The 25,215-nt window shown below is 63.2% G+C and carries 26 protein-coding genes; 14 read left to right on the top strand and 12 right to left on the bottom strand.

The window, feature by feature from the left end:
* Window positions 1–385: 385 nt before the first annotated feature.
* From J3489_RS27925 to J3489_RS27910, 4 genes are all read left to right on the top strand, one after another.
* The gene (locus tag J3489_RS27925) at window positions 386–1,333 is read left to right on the top strand and encodes a 3-keto-5-aminohexanoate cleavage protein (RefSeq protein WP_207003747.1); all 948 of its coding nucleotides are present in this window, start codon (window positions 386–388) and stop codon (window positions 1,331–1,333) included.
* Between the two features lie 225 nt (window positions 1,334–1,558).
* On the top strand, window positions 1,559–2,068 hold the full coding sequence (locus tag J3489_RS27920; protein ID WP_207003742.1) for a nuclear transport factor 2 family protein: 510 nt from the start codon (window positions 1,559–1,561) through the stop codon (window positions 2,066–2,068).
* Between the two features lie 95 nt (window positions 2,069–2,163).
* Entirely contained in the window at window positions 2,164–3,276 is a 1,113-nt protein-coding gene (locus J3489_RS27915) for a Gfo/Idh/MocA family protein (protein WP_207003740.1), read from the top strand.
* A 233-nt stretch (window positions 3,277–3,509) separates the two neighbouring features.
* Window positions 3,510–3,746 (top strand): hypothetical protein, encoded by a 237-nt coding sequence (locus tag J3489_RS27910; protein ID WP_207003738.1) that lies wholly within the window; start codon window positions 3,510–3,512, stop codon window positions 3,744–3,746.
* A gap of 83 nt (window positions 3,747–3,829) precedes the next feature.
* Here the strand turns inward: J3489_RS27910 and J3489_RS27905 are convergent, their stop codons facing one another.
* Window positions 3,830–4,360: a MarR family winged helix-turn-helix transcriptional regulator gene (locus J3489_RS27905; protein ID WP_207003736.1), complete on the bottom strand. Its 531-nt coding sequence runs from the start codon at window positions 4,358–4,360 to the stop codon at window positions 3,830–3,832.
* A 312-nt stretch (window positions 4,361–4,672) separates the two neighbouring features.
* Here J3489_RS27905 and J3489_RS27900 point away from each other — a divergent pair, with 312 nt between their 5' ends.
* The gene (locus J3489_RS27900; protein WP_207003734.1) at window positions 4,673–6,421 is read left to right on the top strand and encodes an FAD-binding protein; all 1,749 of its coding nucleotides are present in this window, start codon (window positions 4,673–4,675) and stop codon (window positions 6,419–6,421) included.
* Window positions 6,422–6,480: 59 nt separating this feature from the next.
* On the opposite strand, the gene J3489_RS27895 is transcribed toward J3489_RS27900, so the two are convergent.
* The 4 genes from J3489_RS27895 to J3489_RS27880 all read right to left on the bottom strand — a co-directional run bounded on the left by J3489_RS27895 (window position 6,481) and on the right by J3489_RS27880 (window position 9,424).
* Complete coding sequence (locus J3489_RS27895) at window positions 6,481–7,020, bottom strand: MarR family winged helix-turn-helix transcriptional regulator (protein WP_207003732.1); 540 nt, start codon at window positions 7,018–7,020, stop codon at window positions 6,481–6,483.
* A gap of 167 nt (window positions 7,021–7,187) precedes the next feature.
* Window positions 7,188–7,310 (bottom strand): hypothetical protein, encoded by a 123-nt coding sequence (locus J3489_RS38395; RefSeq protein WP_255555290.1) that lies wholly within the window; start codon window positions 7,308–7,310, stop codon window positions 7,188–7,190.
* Between the two features lie 18 nt (window positions 7,311–7,328).
* Window positions 7,329–7,712: a nuclear transport factor 2 family protein gene (locus J3489_RS27885; RefSeq protein ID WP_207003730.1), complete on the bottom strand. Its 384-nt coding sequence runs from the start codon at window positions 7,710–7,712 to the stop codon at window positions 7,329–7,331.
* Window positions 7,713–8,449: 737 nt separating this feature from the next.
* Entirely contained in the window at window positions 8,450–9,424 is a 975-nt protein-coding gene (locus J3489_RS27880; RefSeq protein ID WP_207003728.1) for a LysR family transcriptional regulator, read from the bottom strand.
* Window positions 9,425–9,644: 220 nt separating this feature from the next.
* Between J3489_RS27880 and J3489_RS27875 the strand changes: the two genes are divergently transcribed.
* The 6 genes from J3489_RS27875 to J3489_RS27850 all read left to right on the top strand — a co-directional run bounded on the left by J3489_RS27875 (window position 9,645) and on the right by J3489_RS27850 (window position 16,472).
* Window positions 9,645–9,791, top strand: coding sequence for a hypothetical protein (locus J3489_RS27875; protein ID WP_207003726.1), 147 nt, complete (start codon window positions 9,645–9,647; stop codon window positions 9,789–9,791).
* A 29-nt stretch (window positions 9,792–9,820) separates the two neighbouring features.
* Window positions 9,821–10,612 (top strand): SDR family NAD(P)-dependent oxidoreductase, encoded by a 792-nt coding sequence (locus J3489_RS27870; RefSeq protein ID WP_374193495.1) that lies wholly within the window; start codon window positions 9,821–9,823, stop codon window positions 10,610–10,612.
* A gap of 31 nt (window positions 10,613–10,643) precedes the next feature.
* Window positions 10,644–12,395 carry a dihydroxy-acid dehydratase gene (ilvD, locus tag J3489_RS27865; protein WP_207003724.1) on the top strand — a complete coding sequence of 584 codons (1,752 nt, stop codon included), beginning with the start codon at window positions 10,644–10,646 and terminating at the stop codon, window positions 12,393–12,395.
* Entirely contained in the window at window positions 12,392–13,285 is an 894-nt protein-coding gene (locus J3489_RS27860; protein ID WP_207003722.1) for an NAD(P)-dependent oxidoreductase, read from the top strand. The genes ilvD and J3489_RS27860 overlap by 4 nt, the downstream gene beginning before the upstream one ends.
* A gap of 118 nt (window positions 13,286–13,403) precedes the next feature.
* The gene (locus J3489_RS27855; protein WP_207003721.1) at window positions 13,404–14,717 is read left to right on the top strand and encodes an MFS transporter; all 1,314 of its coding nucleotides are present in this window, start codon (window positions 13,404–13,406) and stop codon (window positions 14,715–14,717) included.
* A 195-nt stretch (window positions 14,718–14,912) separates the two neighbouring features.
* Window positions 14,913–16,472, top strand: a complete 1,560-nt coding sequence (locus J3489_RS27850) for a class I SAM-dependent methyltransferase (RefSeq protein ID WP_207003719.1) — start codon at window positions 14,913–14,915, stop codon at window positions 16,470–16,472.
* Between the two features lie 411 nt (window positions 16,473–16,883).
* Here the strand turns inward: J3489_RS27850 and J3489_RS38390 are convergent, their stop codons facing one another.
* On the bottom strand, window positions 16,884–17,006 hold the full coding sequence (locus J3489_RS38390) for a hypothetical protein (protein ID WP_255555289.1): 123 nt from the start codon (window positions 17,004–17,006) through the stop codon (window positions 16,884–16,886).
* 87 nt (window positions 17,007–17,093) lie between these two features.
* Here J3489_RS38390 and J3489_RS27845 point away from each other — a divergent pair, with 87 nt between their 5' ends.
* Entirely contained in the window at window positions 17,094–17,354 is a 261-nt protein-coding gene (locus J3489_RS27845) for a DUF4148 domain-containing protein (RefSeq protein WP_207003716.1), read from the top strand.
* A gap of 264 nt (window positions 17,355–17,618) precedes the next feature.
* On the opposite strand, the gene J3489_RS27840 is transcribed toward J3489_RS27845, so the two are convergent.
* The 4 genes from J3489_RS27840 to J3489_RS27825 all read right to left on the bottom strand — a co-directional run bounded on the left by J3489_RS27840 (window position 17,619) and on the right by J3489_RS27825 (window position 21,637).
* Entirely contained in the window at window positions 17,619–18,539 is a 921-nt protein-coding gene (locus J3489_RS27840; RefSeq protein WP_207003715.1) for an alpha/beta hydrolase, read from the bottom strand.
* 126 nt (window positions 18,540–18,665) lie between these two features.
* Complete coding sequence (locus tag J3489_RS27835) at window positions 18,666–20,000, bottom strand: MFS transporter (protein WP_207003713.1); 1,335 nt, start codon at window positions 19,998–20,000, stop codon at window positions 18,666–18,668.
* Window positions 20,001–20,072: 72 nt separating this feature from the next.
* Window positions 20,073–20,792: an SDR family NAD(P)-dependent oxidoreductase gene (locus J3489_RS27830; RefSeq protein ID WP_207003711.1), complete on the bottom strand. Its 720-nt coding sequence runs from the start codon at window positions 20,790–20,792 to the stop codon at window positions 20,073–20,075.
* On the bottom strand, window positions 20,789–21,637 hold the full coding sequence (locus J3489_RS27825; RefSeq protein ID WP_207003709.1) for an SDR family NAD(P)-dependent oxidoreductase: 849 nt from the start codon (window positions 21,635–21,637) through the stop codon (window positions 20,789–20,791). The genes J3489_RS27830 and J3489_RS27825 overlap by 4 nt, the downstream gene beginning before the upstream one ends.
* A 351-nt stretch (window positions 21,638–21,988) precedes the next feature.
* Here J3489_RS27825 and J3489_RS27820 point away from each other — a divergent pair, with 351 nt between their 5' ends.
* Window positions 21,989–23,617 (top strand): flavin-containing monooxygenase, encoded by a 1,629-nt coding sequence (locus J3489_RS27820; RefSeq protein ID WP_207003707.1) that lies wholly within the window; start codon window positions 21,989–21,991, stop codon window positions 23,615–23,617.
* Between the two features lie 36 nt (window positions 23,618–23,653).
* Here J3489_RS27820 and J3489_RS27815 read toward each other — a convergent pair whose 3' ends face one another.
* Together J3489_RS27815 and J3489_RS27810 are read right to left on the bottom strand one after the other, a co-directional pair.
* A complete protein-coding gene (locus tag J3489_RS27815) occupies window positions 23,654–24,448 on the bottom strand; it encodes a GntR family transcriptional regulator (RefSeq protein ID WP_207003705.1) in 795 nt (264 codons plus the stop codon).
* Window positions 24,411–24,872, bottom strand: coding sequence for a type 1 glutamine amidotransferase family protein (locus J3489_RS27810; protein ID WP_207003703.1), 462 nt, complete (start codon window positions 24,870–24,872; stop codon window positions 24,411–24,413). Before J3489_RS27810 ends, J3489_RS27815 begins: the two co-directional genes overlap by 38 nt.
* A gap of 95 nt (window positions 24,873–24,967) precedes the next feature.
* On the opposite strand from J3489_RS27810, the gene J3489_RS27805 reads away from it, so the two are divergent.
* On the top strand, window positions 24,968–25,215 hold a 248-nt coding region (locus tag J3489_RS27805; protein ID WP_207003701.1), incomplete at its 3' end, for a hypothetical protein.

Here is a 25,215-nt window from a genome sequence, read left to right as displayed (position 1 = left end):
GCAAACGGCGCCGGCAAATCCACCTTTTGACCTGTTTCGCCTGGGCCGCTTCTGTCGGCTTGTGTCGTAAAGACAGGCCCCGCTCGCGATAGCGCCAGTAGCCGCGTCCCCAGCCGGCTCGTCAAAGTGATCCAGTGGATCGATCAAAGTTGGCCAGGACCTGGCCATTCGCTCATTCCTCGACAAATGGTGACCGACAGGCGGCACAGGACCGTCGCTCACGCGCCATTCACCAGGGCATTCCCTGGGTTCCTTGACTTTATTAATTCCACCCAGCATTATTCGATGGACATCGATCTTGCACGTAATCATCTTAGTGCAACCGGATTGCCGTGGGTTCGGAAGATTTGCGAACCTAAATTCACTACCTGTGTCGAGGATCATCATGGTCGAAAAGTTGTCACTCTGGGAAGCCGCCAAACGCGAAATGGAGGAGTACCAGTTCATTGCCGGCGCCGAGCTGCAACCCAAATGGGACGTGTCGGAAAAGATTGCGATCAATGCCGCCGTATCGGGGCGCTTCGAGAGCACGACGTCGCTCGCGGAGTACGTGGATGCGGCGTCGAGCGTCATCGAAGCCGGCGCCTGCGGCGTGCACATCGACTTCTCGTTCATGACCGACGAGAAGGGGCGGCGGCTCGACCGCGACATCCCGCCAGTTGAGGCATATTCCGCCGTTCTCGAGCCGCTGCGCTCGCGCTTTGGCAACGACTTCGTGCCGAATCTGAACGTCCTCAACGGCTCGACATTCGATGAGTGCGTGAGTCCCGCGCGCGCGGGTCTGACCGAAGTCGCACCGTGCGCGCCGGGTCATCCGGAAGCGTTCATGGTGCCCGCTATCGCGGAGCTCGAGGCTACCGGCGTCAAGCCGGAACTGGCCGTCCACAGCTCCGGCGAGATCGAGCTCGCGAAGCGCAAACTGATCGATACCGGCATCCTCAAGAAGCCCTACAACTGGCTGATTCTCTATGGCCTGCCGTTCAACGTCGGCCGCACGCTGGTGTCCGGCACGTGGGTGAGCAATGCCCAGGACATGACGCACCACATGTTCCTGATGGTCGACCAGATCCGCCAGATCGATCCGACGTCGGTCATCAGCGTCTGTGCGGCCGGTCGCGCGACGCTCTATATGACGACCCTCGCCACGATGATGGGCCTGCATATCCGGATCGGCACCGAAGATACGCCGTGGAAGTATCCGAACAGCGACGAGCGCCTCAAGGACAATCTGGAGATGTTCAACATGGCGCGCGACATCGCCGGCCTGCTCGGACGCAAGCCAGCCTCGGCCAATGAGTACCGGGCGCTGGTCGGCAAGCCGGCCCGCACTTAAAACGGTTCGCGCAGCCATGCCGCGCAAGCGGGCAGCGGCGCAGGCGCTGCGGGAGTGGGCGATCGGATGCGCAGATCAGCGCAGACGAAGCCCGCTCCGCCTGTCGTCAGGTCACGTTCCGGATTCGCAAGTGGATTGCGCTCGCGATCGGTTTTAATCCACTCCCCACCAGCGGCGTGGCATCGATTTGCTTCAGCCGCGACGATTCAATCAAGGAGACCGAAGTTGGAAGCGAAACTTCAGCAGCTACTGGATGAAGCGGAGATTCGCCGCGTTCATATCCGCTATTGCCGCGGCATCGATCGGATGGACTGGGATCTCGTGCGCTCGTGCTATCACCCGGATGCGGTCGACAGGCACGGCGCGTACAACGGAAGTATCGAAGGTTTCATCGACTGGGCAGCCGAGTTGTTGCCGACCTTCGAATCGACGCAGCACTTCACCGGCAATCAGTATGTCGAGGTCCGCGGCGATGTGGCGTTTGCGGAACACTATGCGCAGGCAATCCACCGCACGAAACCCAACGGCGACAAGCCCGCGATGGATTGGGTGGTGAACATTCGCTACGTGGACCGCATGGAGCGGCGAAACGGTGAATGGCGCATTGCCGATCGGGTGGTCGTGCTCGACTCCCAGCGATCGGACCCGGTTCCCGAAGATCTGGCACCGCTCGAAAATTTCACTGTCGGGCGCCGTGACAAGGAAGACTCGTCGTACAAATACCAGATCGTATGACGGGAGCGGCCGGTGCCGGTGGCCGACTCCAGAGGGCCAACCTTTGAGATCGGGCGCTCGTGGTTACGGCAGTTACCTAAAGGTTAGAGGAAGCCATGGAAAGAAAATATCGTGTCGGTATCGTCGGCCTGAGCCCGGAACGCGGTTGGGCGGCGACAGCCCACATGCCGGCCTTGCTGGCCTTGTCCGACGTCTTCGAGCTCGCCGGCGTGGCGAATACGAGCCACGCGAGCGCGCAGGCCGCGGCCGCCGCGTTCGACATCCCGCGGGCATTCGAAAGTGCCGCTGCGCTGGCCGCATCGCCGGACATCGACATCGTCGTCGTCACCGTCAAGGTTCAGCACCACAAGGAAGTCGTCACGGCGGCCCTGCAGGCGGGCAAGAGCGTCTACAGCGAATGGCCGCTCGGCAACGGGCTCGAAGAAACCATCGCGCTTGCCGAACTCGCGCGCGAGAAAAAGGCATTGGCCGTCGTGGGCGCGCAGGCAATCGCCTCCCCCGAAGTGCAGTTCATGCGCAAGCTCGTCGCGGACGGCAAGATCGGCAATGTCCTGTCTTCGACGTACGTCGGTTCGGGTTTCAGCTGGGGCGACGACGTCCTGCAGGGTGACGCCTACGCCATGGACAACCGGAACGGCGCCACACTGCTTTCCGTGATCGGGGGGCACGCGATTGCGGCGATCGATGCCGTCCTCGGCAATATCGAACAGATCGGCGCGGTACTCTCGCAACGCAGGCAAACCGTGCGCGTCATCGAGACGGGCGAAACCGTCGAGATGAAAACGCCCGACCATCTCATGGCGAACGCGATTCTGTCCTCCGGGGCGCCGCTGTCGTTGCAACTCCGCGGTGGCATGCCGCGCGGGACGAAGCTGCTATGGGAGATCAACGGAAGCGAGGGCGATCTGCGCGTCACCGCGAGGAATGAATACGTCCCGGCGATCAACATCTCGCCCTTGCGCGTCGAGTTCGGACGCAAAGGCCAGGACGGCTACGAGGAGCTCGACATCCCGGATCCGTTCCCGATCGACGCCGGGGATGCCGTTGCAGCGCGCAATGTCGCCGGCGTTTACCGGTTGATGGCCGATGACCTGCGCCATGGCACCCGCACGGCGCCCAGCTTCGATCACGCACGCGCGCTTCACGAAGTGCTCCACGCAATCGAGCAGTCGAGTCAAACGGGCAAACGGATCAAGGTGAGCAAGTAGCAAGCGTGTGCGGCTCTCGTATGCGCCGCACACGTAATTGAAGCGCGTAGATATGAGTATGCAGCGCCCCATCCTGCCCATAGTCGGCCGGGGCTAGGAGCGGAGCGCTGCAAGCAGGTAGCAGGTCAGGGTCCCGACTGGCCTCACGGCGGACGCGAACGTCCTTTTGGTGAGCGAGGCCGGTCAGCTGGTTGTCGTCACGCGATCAAGGCGAGCGTGGTAAGGAGAAGAGAATGGCTAGCGCAGGAAAGTCGTTGCGCTCGACGGTGGAGCACTGGCTTGCTCCCACCTCGATGGGCACGGTGCATGTGGTCGAATTCAAGAACCAGCGTGCGAGGCGGCAGTGTTACGTGTGCGTCGAAGCATGCACGGCCGCCGGAACCGCAGCCATGTTCTTCTTTGGCCACAGGGACGGACTCTGGTGTATTTTCCCGCCGGGCCGGGACCGCCCGACCATGCGCGTCGTGTGAGCGCGACCGCGCGCCGGTGTTCTGCGCACACCGGTCAGCAACGCCCCCCCACCATCGTCGTCGTGCCAGTGACCGGCCGGCGGCTAGTCGATCGCGGAATCGCCCTGAGACATCAGAGTCAGGTTGGCTTCGATCTGGTGCATGACTTTCCAGAACACCCGGAGGTCTTTCGCCGAGACGCCTTCGAGCGAAGCCGCAATCATCTCGGTGAGCTCGGGCAGCAATGCGTCGACAACGCGTCGTCCTTCATCCTGCAGGCTGACGTAGTATTTTCTTCTGTCCATGGGGTCGCGCGTGCGTTGCACGAGTTTGCGCTTTTCCATGCTGTCGAGCGCTGGTACGGCCGTGGTCGACGCAATGCCGACCCGCTTGCTGAGTTCGAGCTGGTTCATCTCGCCACGTTCGGCCAGAACCCGAAGATAGAACCAGTGCGCAGCCGAAACCCCCTCCTTGTCCAGCACCTTCTGGGCTTGGTTCTCATAGAGGCGGTACAGCGTGCGTGCCATCCATGGCACGGTTCGGCCGCGGTCGTCAAAAACGACTGTGCGGCGACCGGCCGCCGCTTCCGGCCCCTCGAGCGCTTCGTCCACTTCATTCGAACTCGACTTTGACATTGGCCATTCCTCAACTGGGTTCACACCGCCGTCAACGTACGTGCCGGGCGGCAAGCGTCATGCTCTCGATGCAGGGAATTCCCTGGATCTCTTGACTTTGTTTACCCCAGAACACATCATCCCATATAAATCGATGTTATATGGCATTATCTCTTTGAAGATAATCCGTTTCGTGATGATCATACAGCATGTGCAAAACGGATGTGCAAGCTCTCCGCTGGCCGGAACCACGCAGGGGCAACTGGAATTTTTGCGAGTCAGAGCTGCCATTCCCGACTTACCTTCCCGGACTTCTCAAACAGGACAAGCGCTATGAGTACTGATACGACGGCAAGCTGGGATCTCGAGGTCGATGTCATTATTCTTGGGGCGGGTGCAGGCGGCATGTCGGCGGCCATTGTGTCGAAGAACGAAGGACTCAAGCCGCTCCTGCTCGAAAAGACGGATCAGGTCGGCGGCACCTCCGCCTGGTCGGTCGGCATGATGTGGTTTGTCGATAGCGCACCGATGCAGGAGGCGGGCTTCCAGGATTCCTTCGAGAAAGCGCGTCGATACTTTGCGGCAACGGTTGGCACCACCGTGGGTAGCCCGCTCCAGGAAAGCTACATCACCCAGGGCCGGGTTGCACTCGACTACCTGGTCCGCCATTCCGAACTCAAGGTCATGGCGGTCCATTATCCAGACTATTATCCGGAGTCCAATGGCGGCATGTTCGGACGGGCTCACGCCCCGCTCGAGTTCGACGGGCGTGAACTCGGTGCGCACTTCAAGGACCTGCGGGCACCGCTGCCGGCATTCGCGCCATTTGGCGGCATGATGCTCGACCTTCTGGACTTGAATCACTTCTTGTCGTTCACGCGCTCGTTCAAGTCGTTCGCGCATGTCGTGAAGCGCTTCCTGCGCTACGGCAAAGACCGCCTGAGCTATCATCGCGGCACCCGCCTCGTGGGCGGCAATGCACTCATCGCGCGCCTGTACAAGACGATCCTCGATGAGCAGATTCCGGTTTGGCGAGGCGCTCACGCAACGCGGCTCATCACCAACAATGGTGCCGTGATCGGTGCCGAAGTCACGCGCGATGGCCGCACGTCTCGCATACGCGCACACCGCGGTGTCGTTATCGCGACCGGCGGCTACAGCGGTAACCTCGAAATGCGACGCGAGCATTCCCGTCAGCCGACGGTCGAACTCGGCCTCGGCTTGCCGAGCAACGTGGGTGAAGGCATTCGACTCGGCCTTTCAGTCGGCGGCCGGCTCGATCACAACGCGCGCGACACGGGCTACTACGTGCCGATCTCGCAATACAAGAACGAAAAAGGCAATACGCTGTGGGGCCACTTCATGCTCGATCGGCCCAAGCCGGGTTTCATTGCCGTGAACAAGGAAGGCAACCGCTTCACCAATGAAGCCGCGTCGTATCACGCCTTCACTCAGGGGATGTTCGACGCCGGCGCAATCCCCGCGTTTCTGGTCGTCGACGCAGCAGCCGTGAAGAAGTACGGCATTGGCGTCATCCTGCCGGGCATGTCGCTGCGTCGCTATGAGGAGTCGGGCTATCTCTATAGCGGCGAGACACTCGCGGAGCTCGCCGCCAAGGCAGGCATCGATGCCGCCGGACTCGAGCGCAGCGTCTCACGCAACAACCACTTCGCGCAAACTGGCGTCGACGAGGATTTCGGCAAGGGCTCATCGGCCTATAACACCTACAAGGGCGATCCGTCTCACGCGCCGAATCCCTGCCTCGGCCCCATCAAGCACGGGCCGTTCTATGCAGTCAAGCTGATGCCGGGAGACTTCGGCACCAGCCGCGGTCTCGTGACGGGCCCCAACGGCGAAGTCCTGGACAGCAACGACCGTCCGATTCCCGGCATCTTTGCATGCGGCAACGACATGAACTCGCCTGTTGGCGGTCACTACATCGGCGCAGGCATCACGCTGGGACCGGCGATCACGTTTGGTTACCTGGCGGCTATGGCGCTGGCAAAGCGTAGTGGTCAGTCACAGGTCGTTCTTGCTTCCGTGGCCGCTTCTTCGACGGCTCAGAATATCGATCAAGCCTGATAGGTGAACGCGCAAGGTCGCGAGCACGAACGGACTCAGTCGTCGACGCTCGCGATCAGTCAGTCGACGACCGTGTCGCCCTGGGCCATCTGCATCAGGTTGGTTTCGATCTGGTGCATGACCTTCCAGAAGACGCGCATGTCCTTCTGCGAGATTCCGTCGAGTGACGCCGAAATCATGTCAGTAAGATCGGGAAGCATTTCGTCGACGAGGCGCCGGCCTTCATCCTGTAGCTGGACGAAATACTTTCGCCTGTCGTTTGGATCGCGCACCCTTTTCACCAGGCCGCGCTTTTCCAGATAGTCGAGCGCGGGTACCGCGGTCGTCGACGCGATGCCCACGCGCTTACTGAGCTCGAGTTGATTGATCTCGCCGCGTTCGGCCAGCACGCGAAGGTAGTACCAATACGAAATCGGAATGCTCTCCCTGTCGAGGAGCTTCTGCCCCTGTGCATCGTAGAGTCGGTGTAGGGTTCGCGCGATCCACGGAACGGTTCTGCCGCGATCATCGAATACATCGGAAAGCCTCTGCGCTGTTGCCTCGACTAACTTCGGAGCGGTAGTGGCTGCCTTGGCTGCAGACGAATTGGGTTTGGGCATTCACTCATTCCTTGGCATGGGACCGGGCCATCGGTCGGTCCTATCCGTGCAAATTGATTCGGCCAAAAGGAAATGATACAGCAGTATTTGCATGGCCTCTATGGATGGCAGGCGGACGCCCTCCGCCTTTAGCCCGTGCCGCAGCCCCCCCTGGAAAGCGCGGCGCGTCAGTTTCCAGACTCGCCCGCCGGCAGTGCCCCCGCCACTGAGCACGCCAGCGCCGCCGCACGCCCGATACCCGAACCACCACCAGTGACGATGACGGTCTTGCCTTCAAGATCGCGGCTCATAGCTTTGTTTCCTGATGATCAACGCTCGAACAGCGGAGAGATATCGACGTAGATGCGGCATTCATCGATCAACATGTCCTGCAACTTCCAGATCGTCACGGCCGGAATCGTCACTGTCGAACCGTCCTTGCGTGTGTAAGTCACGGATAGTTGCGAAACGACGACATCCTCGAACGCCCATACGTTGAGGATGTGATGCTTGATGCCCGCGAGCTGCTTCAGGAAATTCTGTGAAGCAGCAGCAGCGTTTGCGCGACCGATGACAGGCTCGCTGTTCGCATAGACGAAGGTACAGTTTTCCGTCAGAAAGTGAGCGAACCCCTGTTCGTCCATCGAATCAATCGTTTCATTAACCTTTGAAACAAACTCGCTTGCTGCGGTAGGTGTTTGCGCAAACGTCATGGTGAATCGTCTCCTTGTTGATGATCCGGTCCATCGCAATTGCCGATCTGAAGCGTTGCCTGCACGAAGCGCCCCAGGTGCGCCACGGCTTGTCGACCGCCAGGTGAATGCGTGAACGCCGGTAATGCGCTTCGGCACACGCCCCACCCAGTCACCAACATGACATCAGCAATCTCGATCGAAACAACGCGCGCTTGACTCATATGATTTTATCGCTAATCATACTCCATCAATTCATACTATATCGAATTGTTGTTTCAGAGATGATATGGGATTTCCCACGAAGTCCGCAAGGGCTGGATTGGCCGGCACCGATGACGGCACCCCACCCCGCGACGTGCGGCGGCACCAACGTCCGACGACCAGAGTGACTACTGCAACCGGCGCCAAGGCCAGCGGCTCGGTACAGGCTCGTCACGTAGCTCTGGAGACTATCGGCCGCTAAATACTCCACGGGGCTGCCGTCAAAGCTGACGCGATGCTTTACGCTTGGCTCAAACGGTCCGCCCTTCTGCGTAAGGATCAACTTCGTGCGAGGCATGAGGCCGCGATACTCTCGCCGGTCCAACGACGCGCCGTCTCCACGCCTATATCGCCACTCGACGAAGCGATCGAAAGCCTCGATCGTTTTTGCGTGAGATAGGTCTATGCAGCGCGATCGTGTGATGGCCTCCGCGCGCCGGGAAAGCCGTCACAACGCAAACAGCCAACCGCCATGGTTGGGCGTTTTGCGTGGTCTATCCAGCTCCCGGGAATGGCTCGTCATATGGCTCCGCCGACGCCTCCCGCAGGCATTCGTTGAACAGCGACGTGGCCGGCGCGGTCGAATCGGTGCGCCAATAGACGACGACTTCGCCGAGCGGCTCCAGCGGCGGCAGCGGCAGCACGCGCATGGTGCCGCGCACCATATGGCTGCGCGCTACGGAGAGCGGCAGGATCGACACGAAATCCCCGGTCTTGATCAGCGCGATGTTCAAAGCAAGAGAACTCGACTCCACGTCGGCGCCCGCGAGGACGATATCGTGCGCGCTCAACGTTTCCGCGAGCGTCGCAAAAGCCGGCGCGCCGCGTAGCGGCACAATCCAACGGCATTGCCGCAGATCTTCCCAGCAGACCACGCGCTCAGGATTGGCCAGGGGGTGGCCGGCGCCGACCACGAAGACGAACGGCTCGCGATGAAGGGTTTCCTGTCTTAATCGCATCTGCACGCCGGGCAGATGGTTGCGGCCTAACGCAATGTCGAGCTCGCCGTCATCGAGCTGTCTGATCAGGCGGTCGAGCGTGGCCTCGATGAACGAAAAGGACGCCGCGGGTGCGCGCCGCATGAACAGGCGCACGGCATTGGCGATGATCGGCTCGGGGATGGTCACGACCGCGCCCACGCGCACGTGCCCGCCGGTGCCGGCAGCGAGCGCGCTGACGTCGCGCCGGGCAAGCTCGAGTTGCCGCAGAACCGCGCGGCCATGGTCGACGATCACTCTGCCGATGCCCGTCAATTCGACAGCGTTGCCGATGCGCTGGACAATCTGCACGCCAAGCGATTCCTCGATTTCCGCGATCTGTTTGGAAATGGCGGGTTGCGTCACGTGAAAGGCGGCAGCCACGCGCGTCACCTGGCCCAGTTCGGCCAAGCTGACGAGAATGCGCAGGTGCGGCAATTTCAAGCCGCTGCGAAAGAACCGTTCAATCGCACCGCTGCTCGGAGCCGACATGTGTCCCTCTAGCGGAATAACTAAATGGTTATAACTTGCGCCGAAAAAGTGATTTGCCGTACTTTGCCGGGTCTAGCTAACCTCTGCAAACAATTGTTTGTGCAATGCGCACCCGTTACCAGGCATTACCCAATTAGTATAACAAGCGTGATGCGAGCCTCTTCACGAGGCAGCGGCCGTCCGACGATCGGGCTCGCAACACGTAAATTAGGAGACAAGCATGAGCGACAGCTCTTGCACCGGCCACTGGTCGGCCCCCGCGCCCACCGTCACAGTCGGTCCGCCGCGAGACGCGGCCGGGCACGTGCCGCTCGGCGTGGTGGCGGGCATCTCCTGCGCGAACCCGGCGAGTGGGCCACGCCCATGACTTCACTGAAAACCCGAGAGGAAGCCAATATGGCGTATTCCGAGCTGCCCGTCTGCATGATCACGGGCGCCGCTAGCGGCATTGGTTCAGCTTGCGCGCGGCGTTTCGCGCGCGCCGGTTGGGCGGTCGCGATCGGCAACTTCAACGACGACACGCGCGCCGGGGCGTCGGCGGTCGCGGCCGCGTGTCGCGCCGAAGGGGCCCCGACATTCGTGTTCGACGCCGACGTCGGCGCGAACGACGATTGCCGCCGCGCTGCCGACGAAGTCGCCGCTCACTGGGGACGCGTCGATGCGCTGATCAACAGCGCGGGGACCACCCGCGTCGTGCCGCATGCGAACCTCGCGGAGATCGACGACGCGGAGTTCGAGCGCGTCTACCGCGTCAACCTGATCGGTATGTTCCAGATGACGCGCGCGGCCGTGCCTCTGTTGCGCGAGACCGCCACGCGGGAGCGCGCCTCCAGCGTCATCAACATTTCGTCGCTAGCCGGACTCAATGGGACGGGTTCGTCGGTCGCCTACGCGGCATCGAAAGGGGCGGCCAATACGCTGACGTTGTCGCTGGCGCGCAGCCTCGCGCCGCACATTCGCGTGAATGCGATCGCGCCGGGCATGGTCGACGACGGTCTGCTGCAGAACGTTCTCGACACGCAGGCGTATGAGCGCGTCGTCGCGCGGATGACCGAGGCGGCACCGCTCAGGCGCGTCTCGCAGCCCACCGAAGTGGCCGATCTAGTCTGGTTCCTCGCCGCGCAGGCACCCGCGATCACCGGTCAGGTGATCGCCATGGAAAACGGCCTGCTGCTCGCCGGCGGGTAGCCGCAGGACATTCAGACAAAGGAAGCCCATCATGGCCGATTTGCACAAGCATCGTTCGCGCGCCATCGTCGACGGCGTGACGCGGGCGCCGCACCGCGCGTTTCTGCGCGCCACCGGCATGGACGAGGCATCCATGCAAAAGTCGTTCGTGGCGATCGTCGACACGTTTGGCGAGAACTCGCCGTGCTCGATGTCATTGAACCAGGTTTCGGACAATGTGCGGCTCGGCGTGGCCGCCGGCGGCGGCGTGCCGATCCGCGGTTCGGCGATTTCAGTCACCGACGGCACGTCGATGAATCATGCCGGCATGCGCATGAGTCTGGTGTCGCGCGAGATCGTCGCGGACAGCGTCGAGGTGTTCGTGCGCGCGCACGGCTATGACGCGCTCGTCGGCGTGGCCGGTTGCGACAAGTCGCTACCAGGCATTCTGATGGGGATGGTGCGCGTCAATCTGCCCGGCGTGTTCTTGTTCGGCGGCGCGATGCTGCCGGGTGTCGCACCCGGCCGGATTCCCGGCGACGCCGCATCGCAGCGGCAGTCGACGATTCTCACCACCATCGAGGCGGTGGGCACGACGCAGCGCGGCGACATGTCGCGTGAGACGCTCGATGCGATCGAGAGGCAATGCACGCCGGGCGCGGGCGCCTGCCCCGGGCAGTTTACGGCGAACACCATGGCGATGGTCGCCGAGACACTCGGTCTCGCGCCGCTCGGTTCGGCGATGGTGCCGGCGGTCTACAGCGAGCGCCTGGCGATTGCGCGGCGCGCGGGCGAGACCGTCATGCGCATGCTGCACGCGGGCGGGCCGCTGCCGCGCGATCTGGTCACGCGCAAGAGCCTTGAGAATGCCTGTGCGGCGGTGGCGGCCACGGGCGGCTCGACCAACGCCGCGCTGCACATCCCGGCGATTGCCCACGAAGCGGGCCTGCGCTTCACGCTCGACGACGTGCAACGCGTGTTCGAGCGGATTCCGCTGATCGGCGACCTGCAGCCGGGCGGACGCTATCTCGCGCAGGATCTGCATCATGCCGGCGGCGTGCCCGCCGTGCTCAACGCGTTGCTGGCGGGCGGCCATCTGCACGGCGACGTACCGACACTCGAGGGCGTATCGCTTGAAGAGGCGTTGTGCGGCTTCGGCGGCCCGGACGGAACGGTGGTGCGCGCGTGCAGCGAACCGCTGAGCGACAGCGGCGGTCTCGTCATCCTGCGGGGCAACCTCGCACCGGACGGCGCGTGCCTGAAGACGGCCGGGCTCAAGTCTCTGGTGTTCTCGGGCACCGCGCGCATCTTCGAATGCGAGGAGGACTGCATGGCGGTGGTGGCACGGCACGCGTACGAGCCGGGCGAGGTGCTGGTGATCCGCAACGAGGGGCCGAAGGGTGGACCGGGCATGCGCGAGATGCTGAGCGTGACGGCCGCCATCTACGGTCAAGGGATGGGCGAGAAAGTGGCGCTGCTGACCGATGGCCGGTTCTCCGGCGCCACGCGCGGCATGTGCATCGGCTACGTCGGCCCGGAAGCAGCTGCGGGCGGGCCGATCGCCTTGCTGCGCGATGGCGACCGCATTCACATCGACGCGCGCGCGGGCACCTTGCGCGTCGAACTCTCCGAAGAAGAATTGGCGCGCCGCCACGCCGCTGCCGTGCCGTTCGTGCGCGAGCGCCTGGGCGGCGTGCTCGAAAAATATCAGGCGCTGGTGCAGCCCGCGCACCTCGGGGCGGTCACGCACTCGGGCGGCGTCCCCTGGCCCTACGAGGCGCCCACGCCGGGGGACTTGGCATGAAAGCGATGCGGGTGGGTTTTTGCGGGCTGGGGCTGATGGGCGCACCGATGGCGCGCCGCCTGCTCGACGCCGGCGTGGCGCTGCGCGTCTGGAACCGGTCGCCGGACAAGGCGCGGGCGCTGGCGGCAGGGTGTCGAGCGAACTGCACGGTCTGTGCGACGCCGGCCGAGGTGGCGCGAAAGGCGGACCTCGTCGTGTTGTGCCTGACCGACGGCACGGCGGTCGATGCAGTCGTCTTCGGCGCCGAGGGGCTGGTGGATGGGGCAGGCAAAGCGGGCGCGGCGCCGCTCATCGTCGACCATTCGAGCGTGGCGCCGTCGCTGACGCGGACCTTGGCGGCGCGCTGGCACGCGGCGGCCGGCGGAGCGTGGGTCGACGCGCCGGTGTCCGGGGGGACCGCCGGCGCAGTGTCCGGCACGCTGGCGATCATGGCCGGCGGCGACGAAGACGCCGTTGGCTTGATGGAACCGGTAGCCGCTCGCTACGCGGCGCGCGTGACCCGCATGGGCGAGACCGGCGCGGGGCAGGCGACCAAGCTCGCCAACCAGACGATTGTCGCCACCACCATCGCCGCACTCGCGGAGGCGACGCTGCTGGCGCGGCACGCCGGCATCGACGCGGCGAGGATCCCCGAAGCGCTGCGGGGCGGCTGGGCCGACTCGGTGCTGCTGCAAACGCTGCAGCCGCGCATGCTGGCGCCGCCCGCGCAGGCGACGGGAACGATCCGCACGATGCTCAAGGATTTCGACGCGATTCAAGCGCTGGTGCGTGAAACCGGCGCGGCCTTGCCGCTTGCCGGCATGGTGCGGCAGTGGTTGGTACGCGCGGTCGAGGCCGGCTACGGCGACGCGGATATTTCGCAGATCGTGCAAGTACCGATCAGCGGTTGACGGCTTGGAACCGCTGGTCGCAATCGATCCGCACGGGCGATGCGTACCAGACTCTCGAAAGACCACGCGCCCGTGCATTCACTGATGTCGCCCGCAACCCAACAGACGGAAGAGAGAAATGGATACTGTCGAACTTGCTGTCGCCGACGGCACACAGGAACAGAAACGCGTATTGGCCGCGACGCTGGTCGGCACCACGATCGAGTGGTATGACTTCTTCGTCTACGCGCAGGCCGCCGGCCTGGTGCTCGGGCCGGCCTTCTTCGCCCCGATCGAGAAGCACAGTCCCGGGCTAGCGCAGATCCTGTCATTTGCCACCATCGGCATCTCGTTCCTGTTCCGCCCGCTTGGCGCGGCGATCTGCGGGCATCTTGGCGACCGCTTCGGCAGGCGCATCGTCCTCGTTTTCACGTTGATCATGATGGGCGCGGCGACCGCGCTGATCGGCGTGCTGCCGACCTACGCGCAGATCGGCGCATGGGCGCCGATGCTGCTGATCGCACTGCGGATCCTGCAAGGCTTCTCCGCCGGCGGCGAATGGGGTGGCGCGGCGCTGATGTCGGTCGAACATGCCCCCAGGCAAAAGCGCAGCCTATTCGGCGCCGCGCCGCAGATCGGTACGCCGCTGGGCATGATCATCTCGACCGGCGTGCTGTGGTTTCTCAACGAGATGCTCGGCAAGCCGGCGATGGCCGCGTGGGGCTGGCGACTGCCCTTCCTGTTGTCCATCGCGCTGATCTTCATCGGCGCGATCATTCGCCGCACCCTCGAAGAATCGCCGGTGTACGAAGCGATGCGGGCCCGCCGCAGGCAATCTTCCGCGCCGCTGGGCGAGCTGATGCGCAGCCACGGCGGCCAGGTCATCAGTGCGGCGCTGATTTTCATGGCCAACAACGCGGTGGGCTACATCGTGATCGCCTTCTTCATCAGCTATGGCCAGAAGACCCTTCATATGCCGCCGGACACCATGCTGCTGATCGCCACGCTGTCGGCGGGCGGCTGGTTTGTGTTTACGCTGCTCGGCGGTTGGCTGGGCGACCGGCTGGGCCGGGTGCGGACGTTTCAGGTGGGCTACGGGCTGATGGCAGTGTGGACGATTCCGATGTGGTTCCTGATCGATTCGGGCAATCCGGCGCTGTTTCTGCTCGCCGCGCTGGTGCTGACCGCCGCGCTCGGGTTGTCCTACGGGCCGCAAGCGGCGTTGTATGCCGAGATGTTTCCGGCCCGGGTGCGCTATTCGGGAGTATCGGTCGGGTACGCGCTGGGAGCGATCCTCGGCGGCGCTTTCGCGCCTGCGATCGCGCAATCGTTGATCACCAGCTTCGGGCGGTCGTGGACGATCGGCGTCTATCTGGCAGGACTGTCGGTAATTTCCTTGATCGCGGTCTCGCTGGTGAAACACACGACGGGCGTGGATCTCGACGCCGCGTAGCGTTGCCGCCCGAGGCCGTCGGCGAACGCCCGGACCAGCATGCCACCAGTCTCGTGAAATCGGAGGCTCATGCCCGCATCAAGAAGTTTTGCATTCCATGTCACCCGACGGTATCGTAACGGGCTTCGCCGGACGGCTGGTTCGGCAACCTGCGGAGTCAATACGGGCGCCCGCGCAAAGAACGAGAGTTAAAACGTGGGTGAGTTGGACGCAGTTTTCGTTGATGAGATTGCATATACATTTGGCTATTGCGACGAGCTGAATCCGCTGCGGCTGAGCCTTCCTTTGCTGCACGCCGGGCTCGCTTCGCCAGCTATGCATACCGCTTGCGAGCTGGGTTTTGGCCACGGCGTGAGCGTAAATATTCACGCAGCCGGGTCGACTACGCGATGGTATGGCACAGACTTTCACCCGGCTCATGCGAACTTTGCTCGGAGACTCGCAGACAGCGCAGGATCGCAGGCGCAATTGTTCGGCGAGCGATTTTCTGAGTTCTGCCGGCGCGACGATTTGCCGGACTTTGATTTCATCGGCATGCACGGCGTCTGGAGCTGGATCTCCGACGAGAATCGTGCCCTGATCGTCGAATTCATACGCCGCAAGCTCAAGGCCGGCGGTGTGCTGTATCTGAGCTACAACACCCAGCCCGGGTGGACCGCGATGCTGCCCGTGCGTGAATTGATGCAACGACATTTCCATGCCGGTGTGATATCCGAACCGCACAACGGCATACTCGCCGAAGAGCGCATCCAGGTGCGCGTTAAAGCAGCAGTCGATTTTGCACAGGCCGTATTTGCGACACAGCCGGGCTATGCACTGGTCAATCCACTGCTTGCTGAGCGCGTCAACACGCTATCCGGGGAGAATCCGAATTATCTCGCGCATGAGTATTTCGCTCCTGACTGGCAACCCCTGTCTTTCGTGCAGCTCGCATCATCGCTTGTTGCGGCTGGTCTGACTTATGGGGGATCCGCGGACTACCGCGATCACGTCGATGAAATCAACCTCACCCCTGCGCAGCGCGCTTTGTTAGCGGACGTTGCTGATAGTGGTTTGCGAGAGACTGTGCGCGATTTCTGCGTGAACCGGTCGTTTCGGCGCGATTATTGGGTCAAGGAGCCACTGACGCTCAGTAACGACGAGCGGGAGGCGGCACTGCGCGCCCATCGGGTCATCTTGGCCCTGCCGAGAGCTTCCGTGGTGCTGAAGGTGCGCGGCGCGCTCGGCGAAACGATGTTGCCGGAAGCGCTATACGGCCCTATTCTCGACGCGCTTTCCAGCCATCGCCCCGCGACCCTGTCCGATATCGAAAACAGCGTTCTCGGACGGGGCATCACACTGGCGCAGATCGTCAAAGCCGTGACGCTGCTGATCAGCACGGGCGTGTTGCTGAATGCCCAGAACGACGAGCAAATCAGTGCCGCCCAACCGTCGACAGAGAAGCTGAACGCGGCGATCTGCGAACACGCGCGCCATTATGACGAAGTGCAGTTTCTGGCGAGCCCGGTGTCGGGTTCTGGGGTTTTTATGCCGCGCGTGCCGCAACTCTTTCTATTGGCGAGACTGCATCAAATGCAGCAACCGGCGCAATGGGCTGAATTCGCAGAGCCTATCCTGCGCGGGGCATCCCAGTCTGCGCGCGCAACAGCGGGACTGCCATCGGGCGCAGCGGTTTCTCTGGCTGAACTGGTCGCGAAAGCGAACCGCTTTGCTCAGGTCCATCTACCGATATTGCAGGCGCTGCGCATCGCTTAATCAGCGCTTGAAGGGCACGGCCAAGTAAGCGGAAAATTCCGCCTTGAACCCGGCCGTTCAGAAATCGCGCTGCTCCCATTCTGTCGAAAGAGCGCTGAGGCAATGGTGTGCCGAAAACGGGCTTGAGATTGTTGAGACGTGACGGGCGCGCACGACACTGAAGGGCATCACGTCGCGCCGGCCAACATCGACCCGGCGCAGGTCCTGCCTTCACAACGGCACGCCCAGCGGACGCATTGCAAACACGCCTCTTCCATGAACCGGCGACCGCCGGACGACTACCCTACGCATGATGCTCGACTCCCCCGAATCCTTTGCTAAGGATACAACTTGAGCGCTGCATCAACTAGGTCCGTTCAAATAGCAACTTAGCGCAGGAGCGCGACGAGCCTGCGGGTTGGCTGCTGGCTTTCAGGCGAGCTCCAGCTGGAGCTCATCCTCGGGGGTGCGAACGCGGTATCCCGTCGCCCGGTAGCCGCACTGGCGACGTTCCCACATGCGCAGCAGCGCGGGATGCCCGCCGTCGACCTTCATCGCGCAAAACGCCCATACGCCGGCCGACCTGCTCACGTGAGCGAGCCTACAATGAAGACTCGTCCTCGACCTGGAGGAGGATTCCTCATGAAAAAAAACCTTGCCCGTCTGACGCTCGGGATCGTACTGGGTACAGCGTGCCTTGCGTCGGCATCATCCGCGCTCAGCCAGACCGCGACATCGCGGTACGACCCCGCCGCCCCCAAGACACGCGCGGAAGTCATCGCCGATCTCGTCGCCTGGCGCGCGGCCGGTTACGACCCGCTCGACTGGCTCAACTACCCATGCAATGCGCAGCGCGCCGGACGCATCGTCGCGCAACAGCGTGCGCAGCGCTCCGCGCAATAACGCCGGGCGCGCTACAAACGGCGGTTCGAAACAAAGATCGCGCAACGCAAACTGCCGTATTTATTCTGGCGCTTTAACACGGGCGCCATTACGGGATTCGGCGGCGCGCTCCCGCACGGCGCCGCCGCCCCAGCCGCAAGCCCCTCGCCCTAGACGACCGGTTTTCCGGGTGGGCGCGCTGCGCCGCTATGATGATGCGGGCTCAATCGTCCTCCCAGGTCCTTGCCGTGGCCCCCAGGAATTCCGAACTGCGCCAGCCCCGATTCAGCAGAGCGCCGCGGCGATCCACTGCGCGCAGCGCGCGCTCGCACGCCTTGCGGCAGCCGACGCGAGCCCCATGCGCGCAAAGCCATGAATGAGCCCTGCTTCGCGCCACAGCGTGACCGTCACGCCCGCATCGAGCAGCCGATGCGCAAACGCCTCGCCTTCGTCGCGCAGCGGATCGAACTCCGCAGTCTGCACGAGCGTCGGCGGCAACCGCGACAGATCGGGCGCGCGCAACGGCGACGCATGCGGATGCAGCGCGTGCTCTGCCTCTTCGAGGTAGTCGCCCCAGAAGCGGATCATCGCCGCGCGCGTCAGCGAGTAGCCTGTCCCATTCTCGAGGTACGAGCGCGTGGCCGGCGTGTGATAGTCGGTGACCGGATAGATGAGCGCCTGCGCGCGCACCGTGGGACCGCCCTCGTCACGCAACCGCAGCGACGTTACCGTCGCGAGATTGCCGCCCGCGCTATCGCCGACCAGCACGATCCGCGTCGCGTCGAAGCCGAGCGATGCGGCATGCTCGCCCGCCCAGCGCGTCGCGTTCAGACAGTCGTCAGCCGGCAGCGGAAAGCGATGCTCGGGCGCGAGCCGGTAATCGATGGCGAGCAACGCGCATCCCGCGCCCACGCATAGATCGCGGCACACGTGATCGTGCGTCTCGAGGTTGCCGAACACGAAGCCGCCGCCGTGAAAAAACACCATCAGACCAGGGCTGCGCGGCTCGGCGGGCCGATAGAGACGCGCGCGCAACGCATGGCCTTGCGTGGGGATCGTCAGGTCTTCGAGGCTGCCGACGGGTGTGCGGCTCTCGAGCGGCGGATAGGCGATACTCGCGCGCAGCGCATCGACCGGCAGGCTCTCCATCGGCGGCGCGCCTTCAAGCGCTTGCAGCACCTGCGCGATTTCCTGATCCAGTGGCATGAAGTCTCCTTCGTCGATGGGCGCGATCTGCGCAAAGACCTGCAGGCGCAATTATTAACCGAAAACGCCCAAGCCATGCTCGGGCGCTTTACATCCGGCGCCACTCGCCCAGTGCATTCGGTACGCTCAGTAAGTGTCCAGTTTCGTTTGGGCAGGCACGCCAGCCCCGGATAACGCCGCGTCGGTGTCGAGTGCGCCAGGCGACAGCACGAACTCGCCCGACTCCATCGCTTTTGACTCCGGCAGCAGGATGAAGCCGGCCAGCAGGCACAGATAGATCAACACCGACGACTGGATCGCACGTTCAAGACCGATGTAATGAGCGAGCAGTTCGGTCACCGTCGGCGCGGCGATCGAGATGATCCGCCCAATGCCGAGCGACCAGCCGAACGCCGACGCGCGGATCTCGGTCGGGAAAATTTCGCACAGCACGATCAGCGCGACGGTCCATTCGAAGCCGATGAAGGTCGAGCCGAGAAACTCGAGCCCGCCGAACCACTGCAGCGACAGATTGCCCTGCCACCACAGGAAGGTCACGATCATGCCGATCACGCCGGCGACCAGCGCCGACTTTCGGCGTCCGAAACGATTCGCGGAGAACACCGCGAGCGGGATCCCGAACATGTCGCCGGCGACGAACAGCATCGTGAACCAGCCGGCATTGGTCGGTGTCATGTGGTACGTGCCGACCACGAACGCCGACAGGTAGAACGCGAGCGCGTAGTAGCCGTAGGTGATCGCGGTCGCGATCAGGATCGCGGCGATCAACCGGCGCCGGTACTTCGGCACGCGCCACGCCTGGCCGAGCGTGGTCTTCTTTGCGTTGAGCTTCTTCAGCGCCTCGAGCACGTGGACGAAGCGCGGCGACTCCTCGAGGCGCAGCCGTGCGATCAGGATCAGCACCGTGGGGATCAGCGCGAAGAAGTACGAAGCGCGCCAGCCGAATCGCGGCACCAGCGTCTCGAACACGAAGATGGTGAAAAAATACCCGAGTCCCCAGAACGCGTAGGTCAATCCGATCGCGCGCGCCATCTTCTTGCGTGACCAGACTTCCGACACGTACGGGAAGCCGACCGAGAACTCGCCTGCCCCCCCGATGCCGGTCACGCAGCGCAGGCCGCCGAGCATCAGCAGATTATTCGACAGCCCGGTCAGCGCGGTCGAGACGCCGTAGCCGACGATCGAGATCCCGAGCGTCAGGCGCCTGCCGAGCCGATCGGCAAGCACGCCGAACAGGATCGTGCCGAAGGTATAGCCGATCAGGAACACCGAGCCAAAGGTGCCGGCCAACAGGTGCGGCGAGACATTGAATTCCTTGGCCACCAGCGGCACCGTGACCGTATAGATGACGGACGCGAATGCGTCGAAGAACAGGCCGAAGCCGGCCGCGAGCGTGATCAGCCAGGACGCGGCAGTCGTCAGCGTAATCGGCGACGACAAAGATGTGTGATTCGATTGCATGGTTTTGTGTCTCCTCTCTTGTCCGGAACGGACCGCCACGATGATCTGGCGGCCTCGATAGGCGGCTATCGCTCAGCGCATGTAGATGCCGCCGTTCACATCGACCACAGTGCCCGACACATAGCTCGCATCGCGGCTGCACAGGAAGCGCATCGCGTGTGCGACTTCCCGCGGTTCGGCGAGCCGGCCCAGGGGGAACCTGCTCAGATCGTGATTCGCGCCGTGCGTCATCGGCGTGACGACCGGTCCCGGCGCGACTCCGTTCACGCAGACCCCGTGCGCCACCGCCAACTGCGCGAACCAGCGCACCAACGCATGAATGCCGCCCTTGCTGGCGACATAGTGCGGGCTCGACATCATTCCGCCGGCCCAGCCGGCAATCGATCCGCAGAGCACGATCCGGCCGTAGCGGCGCTCGATCATCCCCGGCAGGAACGCGCGCACCAAGTTGATCGGCCCACGCAAGTTGACATCGATCACGCGATCGAACGCCTCATCCCAGTCGGGCGACATCCAGTCGTCGTGCGGCCAGATCCCGGCCGCGTCGACCAGCACGTCTACCGGGCCGACCTGCGCGGCGATCGCTTCGACCTCAGCGCGGCGCGCGACGTTGCAGCGATGCACCGACCCGATGCGGGCGCACGCTGTGCTCACCTCGCGAGTCTGCACGGGGTCACGAATGTCGAGCAGGTGCAGTGTCGCGCCGGCGTCGGCGAGCAGCGCGGCGATCTGCTGGCCGATGCCCCCGGCCGCGCCGGCGATCACGACCTGCTGGTTGGCGAAGTCCCTCATGGCGTCTCCCGAGGTGGATGAGTCGTTGCGTATCGGTCCGGCGCGTCGCTCGGTGCGCGCGGAAAGCTGCCGTACGGCGCCCAGCCGGAACCGGCGACGTAACCGCCGTCGCAGTTGATGGTCGAGCCGGTCACCGCACTGGCTGCCGGTGACAGCAGGAACAGGATCACCTCGGCGATCTCGGCCGGATCGAGCAGACGGCCTTGCGGCGTGGCATCGACGATCGACCGGAAGTCCTTGTCGGTTCGGCCCTTGCGGCGCACGAACGGCGTGTCGGTCCAGCCGGGCGCGACCGCGTTGACACGCACCCGGCGGGACGCCCAGTGCGCGGCCAGCGCCTCGGTCAGGCTGACGACCCCGCTTTTCGCTGCGCCGTATGCGAGCACGGGCCCCGGGCGATGCGCGAGCACCGACGCGAGGTTGACGATCGATCCGGGCGCGCCTGACTGCGCGAATGCGGCGCCGAACACCTTGCACGCGATGTAGGTGCCGGTCAGATGCGACTCGAGCACACGCGACCACTGTTCGACCGGGTAGTCCTCGATCGGCGTCGGAATGGGCGCAATCCCGGCGCAGTTGACGAGCCCGTTCAGCGGCACTTCGGCCGCGCGCGACGCGAGTTCGCGGATTTCCAGTAGCCGTGCCTCGTCGGTCACGCTGCCGGCAAAGCGCTGTAATCGCCGTGGGTACTGACGCGCGAGTTCGTCGGCGCGCGTCGCGTCCAGGTCGACGATCACCACGCTCCCGCCACGTTCAAGGATCAGCTGGACGGTTGCAAGGCCAATGCCGCCGCCGCCGCCAGTCACGACGACGGAAAGCGGAGTCGAAGCGGAATTCGAGTTCATGACGAACCATTCCTCCGGCGCAGCGAGCCGTCGCGCAGCAACGACGGCGGAATGTCGGACCGCTCTGCGGCGCGCCGCGCACAGGACTCGGGTGCGCCGCCCGCGGGTCCTGAGTAATCGATAAACTATGTAGTAAATGGATGAGCTATTTCACCTGGTCGCACCCTTTTCCCTACCTCGGATACGCCGCTCCTACCCTCCGATTTCATCCAGCATATTGCGTCAGTGTTGCGCTGTGAGGGGCCGTGGAGAATCGGGGAAAACACTATCGCTCCGTTCTGACGTTCATTGTTACTATGCAGTAAAGCTTCAAAGATCAAACTGTTGCGGAACCGAACATGGAGAGAGGTCATGAGTCACACACGAGCCGTCAACGCCGAACCGGGTCGTCGATACGACGCCATCATTGTCGGCGCCGGATTCTCCGGCCTGTACCAGCTTCATATGCTCCGCGATCGACTCGGGCTCGACGTACGGCTGCTGGAAGCCGGTGATGGCGTTGGCGGGACGTGGTACTGGAATCGTTACCCAGGCGCACGCTGCGACTCCGAGAGCTACTACTACTGCTACACATTCTCCGACGAGCTTCAGGACCAATGGCAGTGGAGCGAGCGATACCCGGACCACAATGAGATTCGCCGTTATCTGAACCACGTTGCGGACCGGCTCGAGCTACGACCGAACATCCAACTGGGCACCAGGGTGACCCAGGCTACCTACGACGACTTGAAAAACAGCTGGCTCGTCTCGACCGGTAACGGCCAGCGTTTTGAGGCTCAGTTTCTGGTGACAGCGGTCGGCTGTCTGTCCACGGCGAACGTGCCGTCGATTCCCGGACTGGAGACGTTCGCCGGCGAGCACTACCACACGGGACGTTGGCCGGATAACGGCGTCGTTTTCGAAGGCAAGCGCGTCGGGCTGATCGGCACCGGCTCTACGGGCATTCAGGCGGCACCGGTCATCGCGGAGCAGGCCGGGAAGCTAACGGTGTTCCAGAGAACAGCCAACTACAGCGTTCCGGCGCGTAACGGCCCTGTCGACCAGAGCTTCCGCGACTGGGCGACCACAAATCGCGAGGCGATCCGTGCAAAATCCCGCAGCTCGGTGAACGGCCACCCGTTCGACGTGTCGGATCGATCCGCGCTGGAGGTCTCTGACGAGGAGCGCGAACAGGCTTATCAAGCCGCCTGGGAACGAGGCGGACTGCGTTTTCGGGCGACCTTCAAGGACTTGCTGACCGACGAGGCCGCGAACGAGACGGCGTCCCAGTTCATTCGCGAGAAAATCCACAATATCGTCAAGGACCCCGCCACCGCGGAAAAACTGACTCCCCGTGATCATTTGTACGCGACCAAGCGGCCACCGATCGACACCCACTACTTCGAGACATTCAATCGGGACAACGTCGAGTTAGTGGATATCAAGGCCACGCCGATCGTCGAGATCGTGCCGGAGGGGATTCGAACCAGCGATGCCTTCATTCCGCTCGACGTAATCGTGTTCGCCACGGGATTCGACGCGCTGACGGGACCTCTGCTGGCGCTGAATATCGAGGGGCGCGGCGGGTTGCAATTGAAGGACGCGTGGGCTCACGGGCCCCGGACTTATCTGGGACTTCAGTCGCCGGGCTTTCCCAACCTGTTCACGATCACGGGTCCGGGCAGTCCGTCTGTACTAACGAATATGCCTATCGCCATCGAGCAGCATGTCGAATGGATCACCCGATGCATTGCGGAGATGCGCAACAGGGGGGCTACACGCATCGAACCGACGCCCACGGCCGCCGAGAAGTGGGTGCAGCATGTCAATGAGACCGCGCAAGCGACGTTGCTGCCGATGGCGAGTTCGTCCTGGTATCTCGGTGCGAACGTGCCCGGCAAGCCGCGAGTATTCATGCCCTATGCCGGTGGTATGGCCCGTTACGAAAAGATCTGCGGCGAAGTGGCGGGCAAAGGCTACGAAGGCTTTTTGATCAGCTGACTCGTCTGCTCCTGTGTCGCGCCCGATGCCGCCGTGTCACAGGTAGATGCGCGGGCCGCCGGTCGGCAGGTACAGCTGCTGATAGAACACAGGCTCGCCGGCCGCGCTGCTGCCCATGATCTCGAGGTGCGTACCGTACGTCTTCTGCGGCAGTTTCAACGTGTCCGCGACATAGCGGGGCAGCGGCGCGGTGCGCACCGTGTGCATGATCCGCGACGCTGAGACCTGGTAGATCTCCTTGATCAGCTTCACGAAGTTCTCGCTGCGCAACGTATCGAACGGCGCGTCGTTGAAGTGCGGGAAGCGCGTCGCGTCGATGTAGAAAAAACTAAGGAACGTGTAGTCCTCGGCGACGATGATGCGGTCGAGCCGCACGATGCGCCGATCCTCAATGCCGCCGCACAGCCAGCGGGCCCATGCGGCATCCGACTCGACCTCAACGCGCCGCGACACCGAGCTGGTCATCGGGATGAAGCGGTCGCCGTCGGTCGACAGGATCTGGAATATCCACGGCTCTCCCAGGCGCTTCTCCCTCGGAATGATGAAGGTGCCGAGGCCACGCTTGCGTTGCACATAGCCTTCTCTGACCAGTGAACCGACAGCCTTCTGGATCGTGCCCAGACTGAACGGTGTGATTGCGGCGAGCATCTGCTCGGTCGGCAGCTTGTCGCCGTCGCGCCAGTGGCCGTCTTCGATGGCCGCGATCATTACCGCCTTTAGGTACTCGTGCTTGAGCGGATTGTCGGCAGCTTTGGATTGATATAGTTGGAAGAATTTATCGATGGTCATGTCGTTAGGGTTTCGGCGGCGTGCGGGCATCCGGTCGCGCACGGACGAGGCGGACGGAGCCGACCTGGACGGCCCGTCCGGGCTCTGCAACGTGAAGGGTGCCACGTCGTTCGGCACGCGGCCAGTCAAATCGTTCGTTACGACGCTGGAGCGCCGGCACCCGTTGCTCCGGCATTTTTGTGGCGAGTGCCGGCACGACCAGCCAGTCCGGCCGGTCCATTGCGCTCACCGGCTTGACCGGCACGCGCACGCCCAAAGCAGTCCGCACATCGCGCCGCATTCCGATCACGTCGATTTCAAAGTGCGGGCCGACGCCGGGCTGCTGGATCGCGGCCAGATCGTTCGCGGTGGTGAAAGCGTCAAGCACCGCGGAAAACCCCGTGTCGAACACCCCATCGAGAGCGAGAATCGTCAATTTCAAGTCGCAAATGACATCGAAAATGTCATTTACGACAATAGTACGCATACGCGTTCCTGACTTACAGTGGTCCTCAATCCGAACGCAACCTGTCCGCGTTGCCCGGACGACATCCTGATCAACCTTTGTAACTGGAGCCGACGATGAAAGTGATGGCGATTGGCACACTCAAGCCGCTTACCCCCGAGCAACAGCAGGCCTATTTGCCGAAGGAAGTCCCGGCAACTCTGCAGCTCTACCTTGATGGGAAGATGGAGCAATTCTGGTTACGGGACGCGATGAAGGGCGTTATCTTCCTGATGAACGTGGATTCGGTCGACGAGGCCGACGCGCTTCTGAAGGCGTTGCCGCTCGGCCGGGATAACCTCCTCACGTTCGACTTGATGCAAGT

Origin of the sequence: Trinickia mobilis, assembly GCF_017315705.1 — a bacterium.
Lineage (GTDB): Bacteria > Pseudomonadota > Gammaproteobacteria > Burkholderiales > Burkholderiaceae > Trinickia_A > Trinickia_A mobilis.
This window is presented reverse-complemented; position numbering and strand designations above follow the sequence as displayed.

Coding starts and splice junctions, on each gene's coding strand:
- J3489_RS27895 (WP_207003732.1), bottom strand. CDS start 7,020: ATGCCCAAACCCAATTCGTCTGCAGCCAAGGCAGCCACTACCGCTCCG.
- J3489_RS38390 (WP_255555289.1), bottom strand. CDS start 17,006: ATGAAGGTCGACGGCGGGCATCCCGCGCTGCTGCGCATGTGGGAACGT.
- J3489_RS27915 (WP_207003740.1), top strand. CDS start 2,164: ATGGAAAGAAAATATCGTGTCGGTATCGTCGGCCTGAGCCCGGAACGC.
- J3489_RS27875 (WP_207003726.1), top strand. CDS start 9,645: ATGAGCGACAGCTCTTGCACCGGCCACTGGTCGGCCCCCGCGCCCACC.
- J3489_RS27905 (WP_207003736.1), bottom strand. CDS start 4,360: ATGTCAAAGTCGAGTTCGAATGAAGTGGACGAAGCGCTCGAGGGGCCG.
- J3489_RS27840 (WP_207003715.1), bottom strand. CDS start 18,539: ATGCCACTGGATCAGGAAATCGCGCAGGTGCTGCAAGCGCTTGAAGGC.
- J3489_RS27830 (WP_207003711.1), bottom strand. CDS start 20,792: ATGAGGGACTTCGCCAACCAGCAGGTCGTGATCGCCGGCGCGGCCGGG.
- J3489_RS27910 (WP_207003738.1), top strand. CDS start 3,510: ATGGCTAGCGCAGGAAAGTCGTTGCGCTCGACGGTGGAGCACTGGCTT.
- J3489_RS27820 (WP_207003707.1), top strand. CDS start 21,989: ATGAGTCACACACGAGCCGTCAACGCCGAACCGGGTCGTCGATACGAC.
- J3489_RS27825 (WP_207003709.1), bottom strand. CDS start 21,637: ATGAACTCGAATTCCGCTTCGACTCCGCTTTCCGTCGTCGTGACTGGC.
- J3489_RS27925 (WP_207003747.1), top strand. CDS start 386: ATGGTCGAAAAGTTGTCACTCTGGGAAGCCGCCAAACGCGAAATGGAG.
- J3489_RS27835 (WP_207003713.1), bottom strand. CDS start 20,000: ATGCAATCGAATCACACATCTTTGTCGTCGCCGATTACGCTGACGACT.
- J3489_RS38395 (WP_255555290.1), bottom strand. CDS start 7,310: ATGAGCCGCGATCTTGAAGGCAAGACCGTCATCGTCACTGGTGGTGGT.
- J3489_RS27885 (WP_207003730.1), bottom strand. CDS start 7,712: ATGACGTTTGCGCAAACACCTACCGCAGCAAGCGAGTTTGTTTCAAAG.
- J3489_RS27870 (WP_374193495.1), top strand. CDS start 9,821: ATGGCGTATTCCGAGCTGCCCGTCTGCATGATCACGGGCGCCGCTAGC.
- J3489_RS27860 (WP_207003722.1), top strand. CDS start 12,392: ATGAAAGCGATGCGGGTGGGTTTTTGCGGGCTGGGGCTGATGGGCGCA.
- J3489_RS27855 (WP_207003721.1), top strand. CDS start 13,404: ATGGATACTGTCGAACTTGCTGTCGCCGACGGCACACAGGAACAGAAA.
- J3489_RS27845 (WP_207003716.1), top strand. CDS start 17,094: ATGAAAAAAAACCTTGCCCGTCTGACGCTCGGGATCGTACTGGGTACA.
- ilvD (WP_207003724.1), top strand. CDS start 10,644: ATGGCCGATTTGCACAAGCATCGTTCGCGCGCCATCGTCGACGGCGTG.
- J3489_RS27900 (WP_207003734.1), top strand. CDS start 4,673: ATGAGTACTGATACGACGGCAAGCTGGGATCTCGAGGTCGATGTCATT.
- J3489_RS27810 (WP_207003703.1), bottom strand. CDS start 24,872: ATGCGTACTATTGTCGTAAATGACATTTTCGATGTCATTTGCGACTTG.
- J3489_RS27880 (WP_207003728.1), bottom strand. CDS start 9,424: ATGTCGGCTCCGAGCAGCGGTGCGATTGAACGGTTCTTTCGCAGCGGC.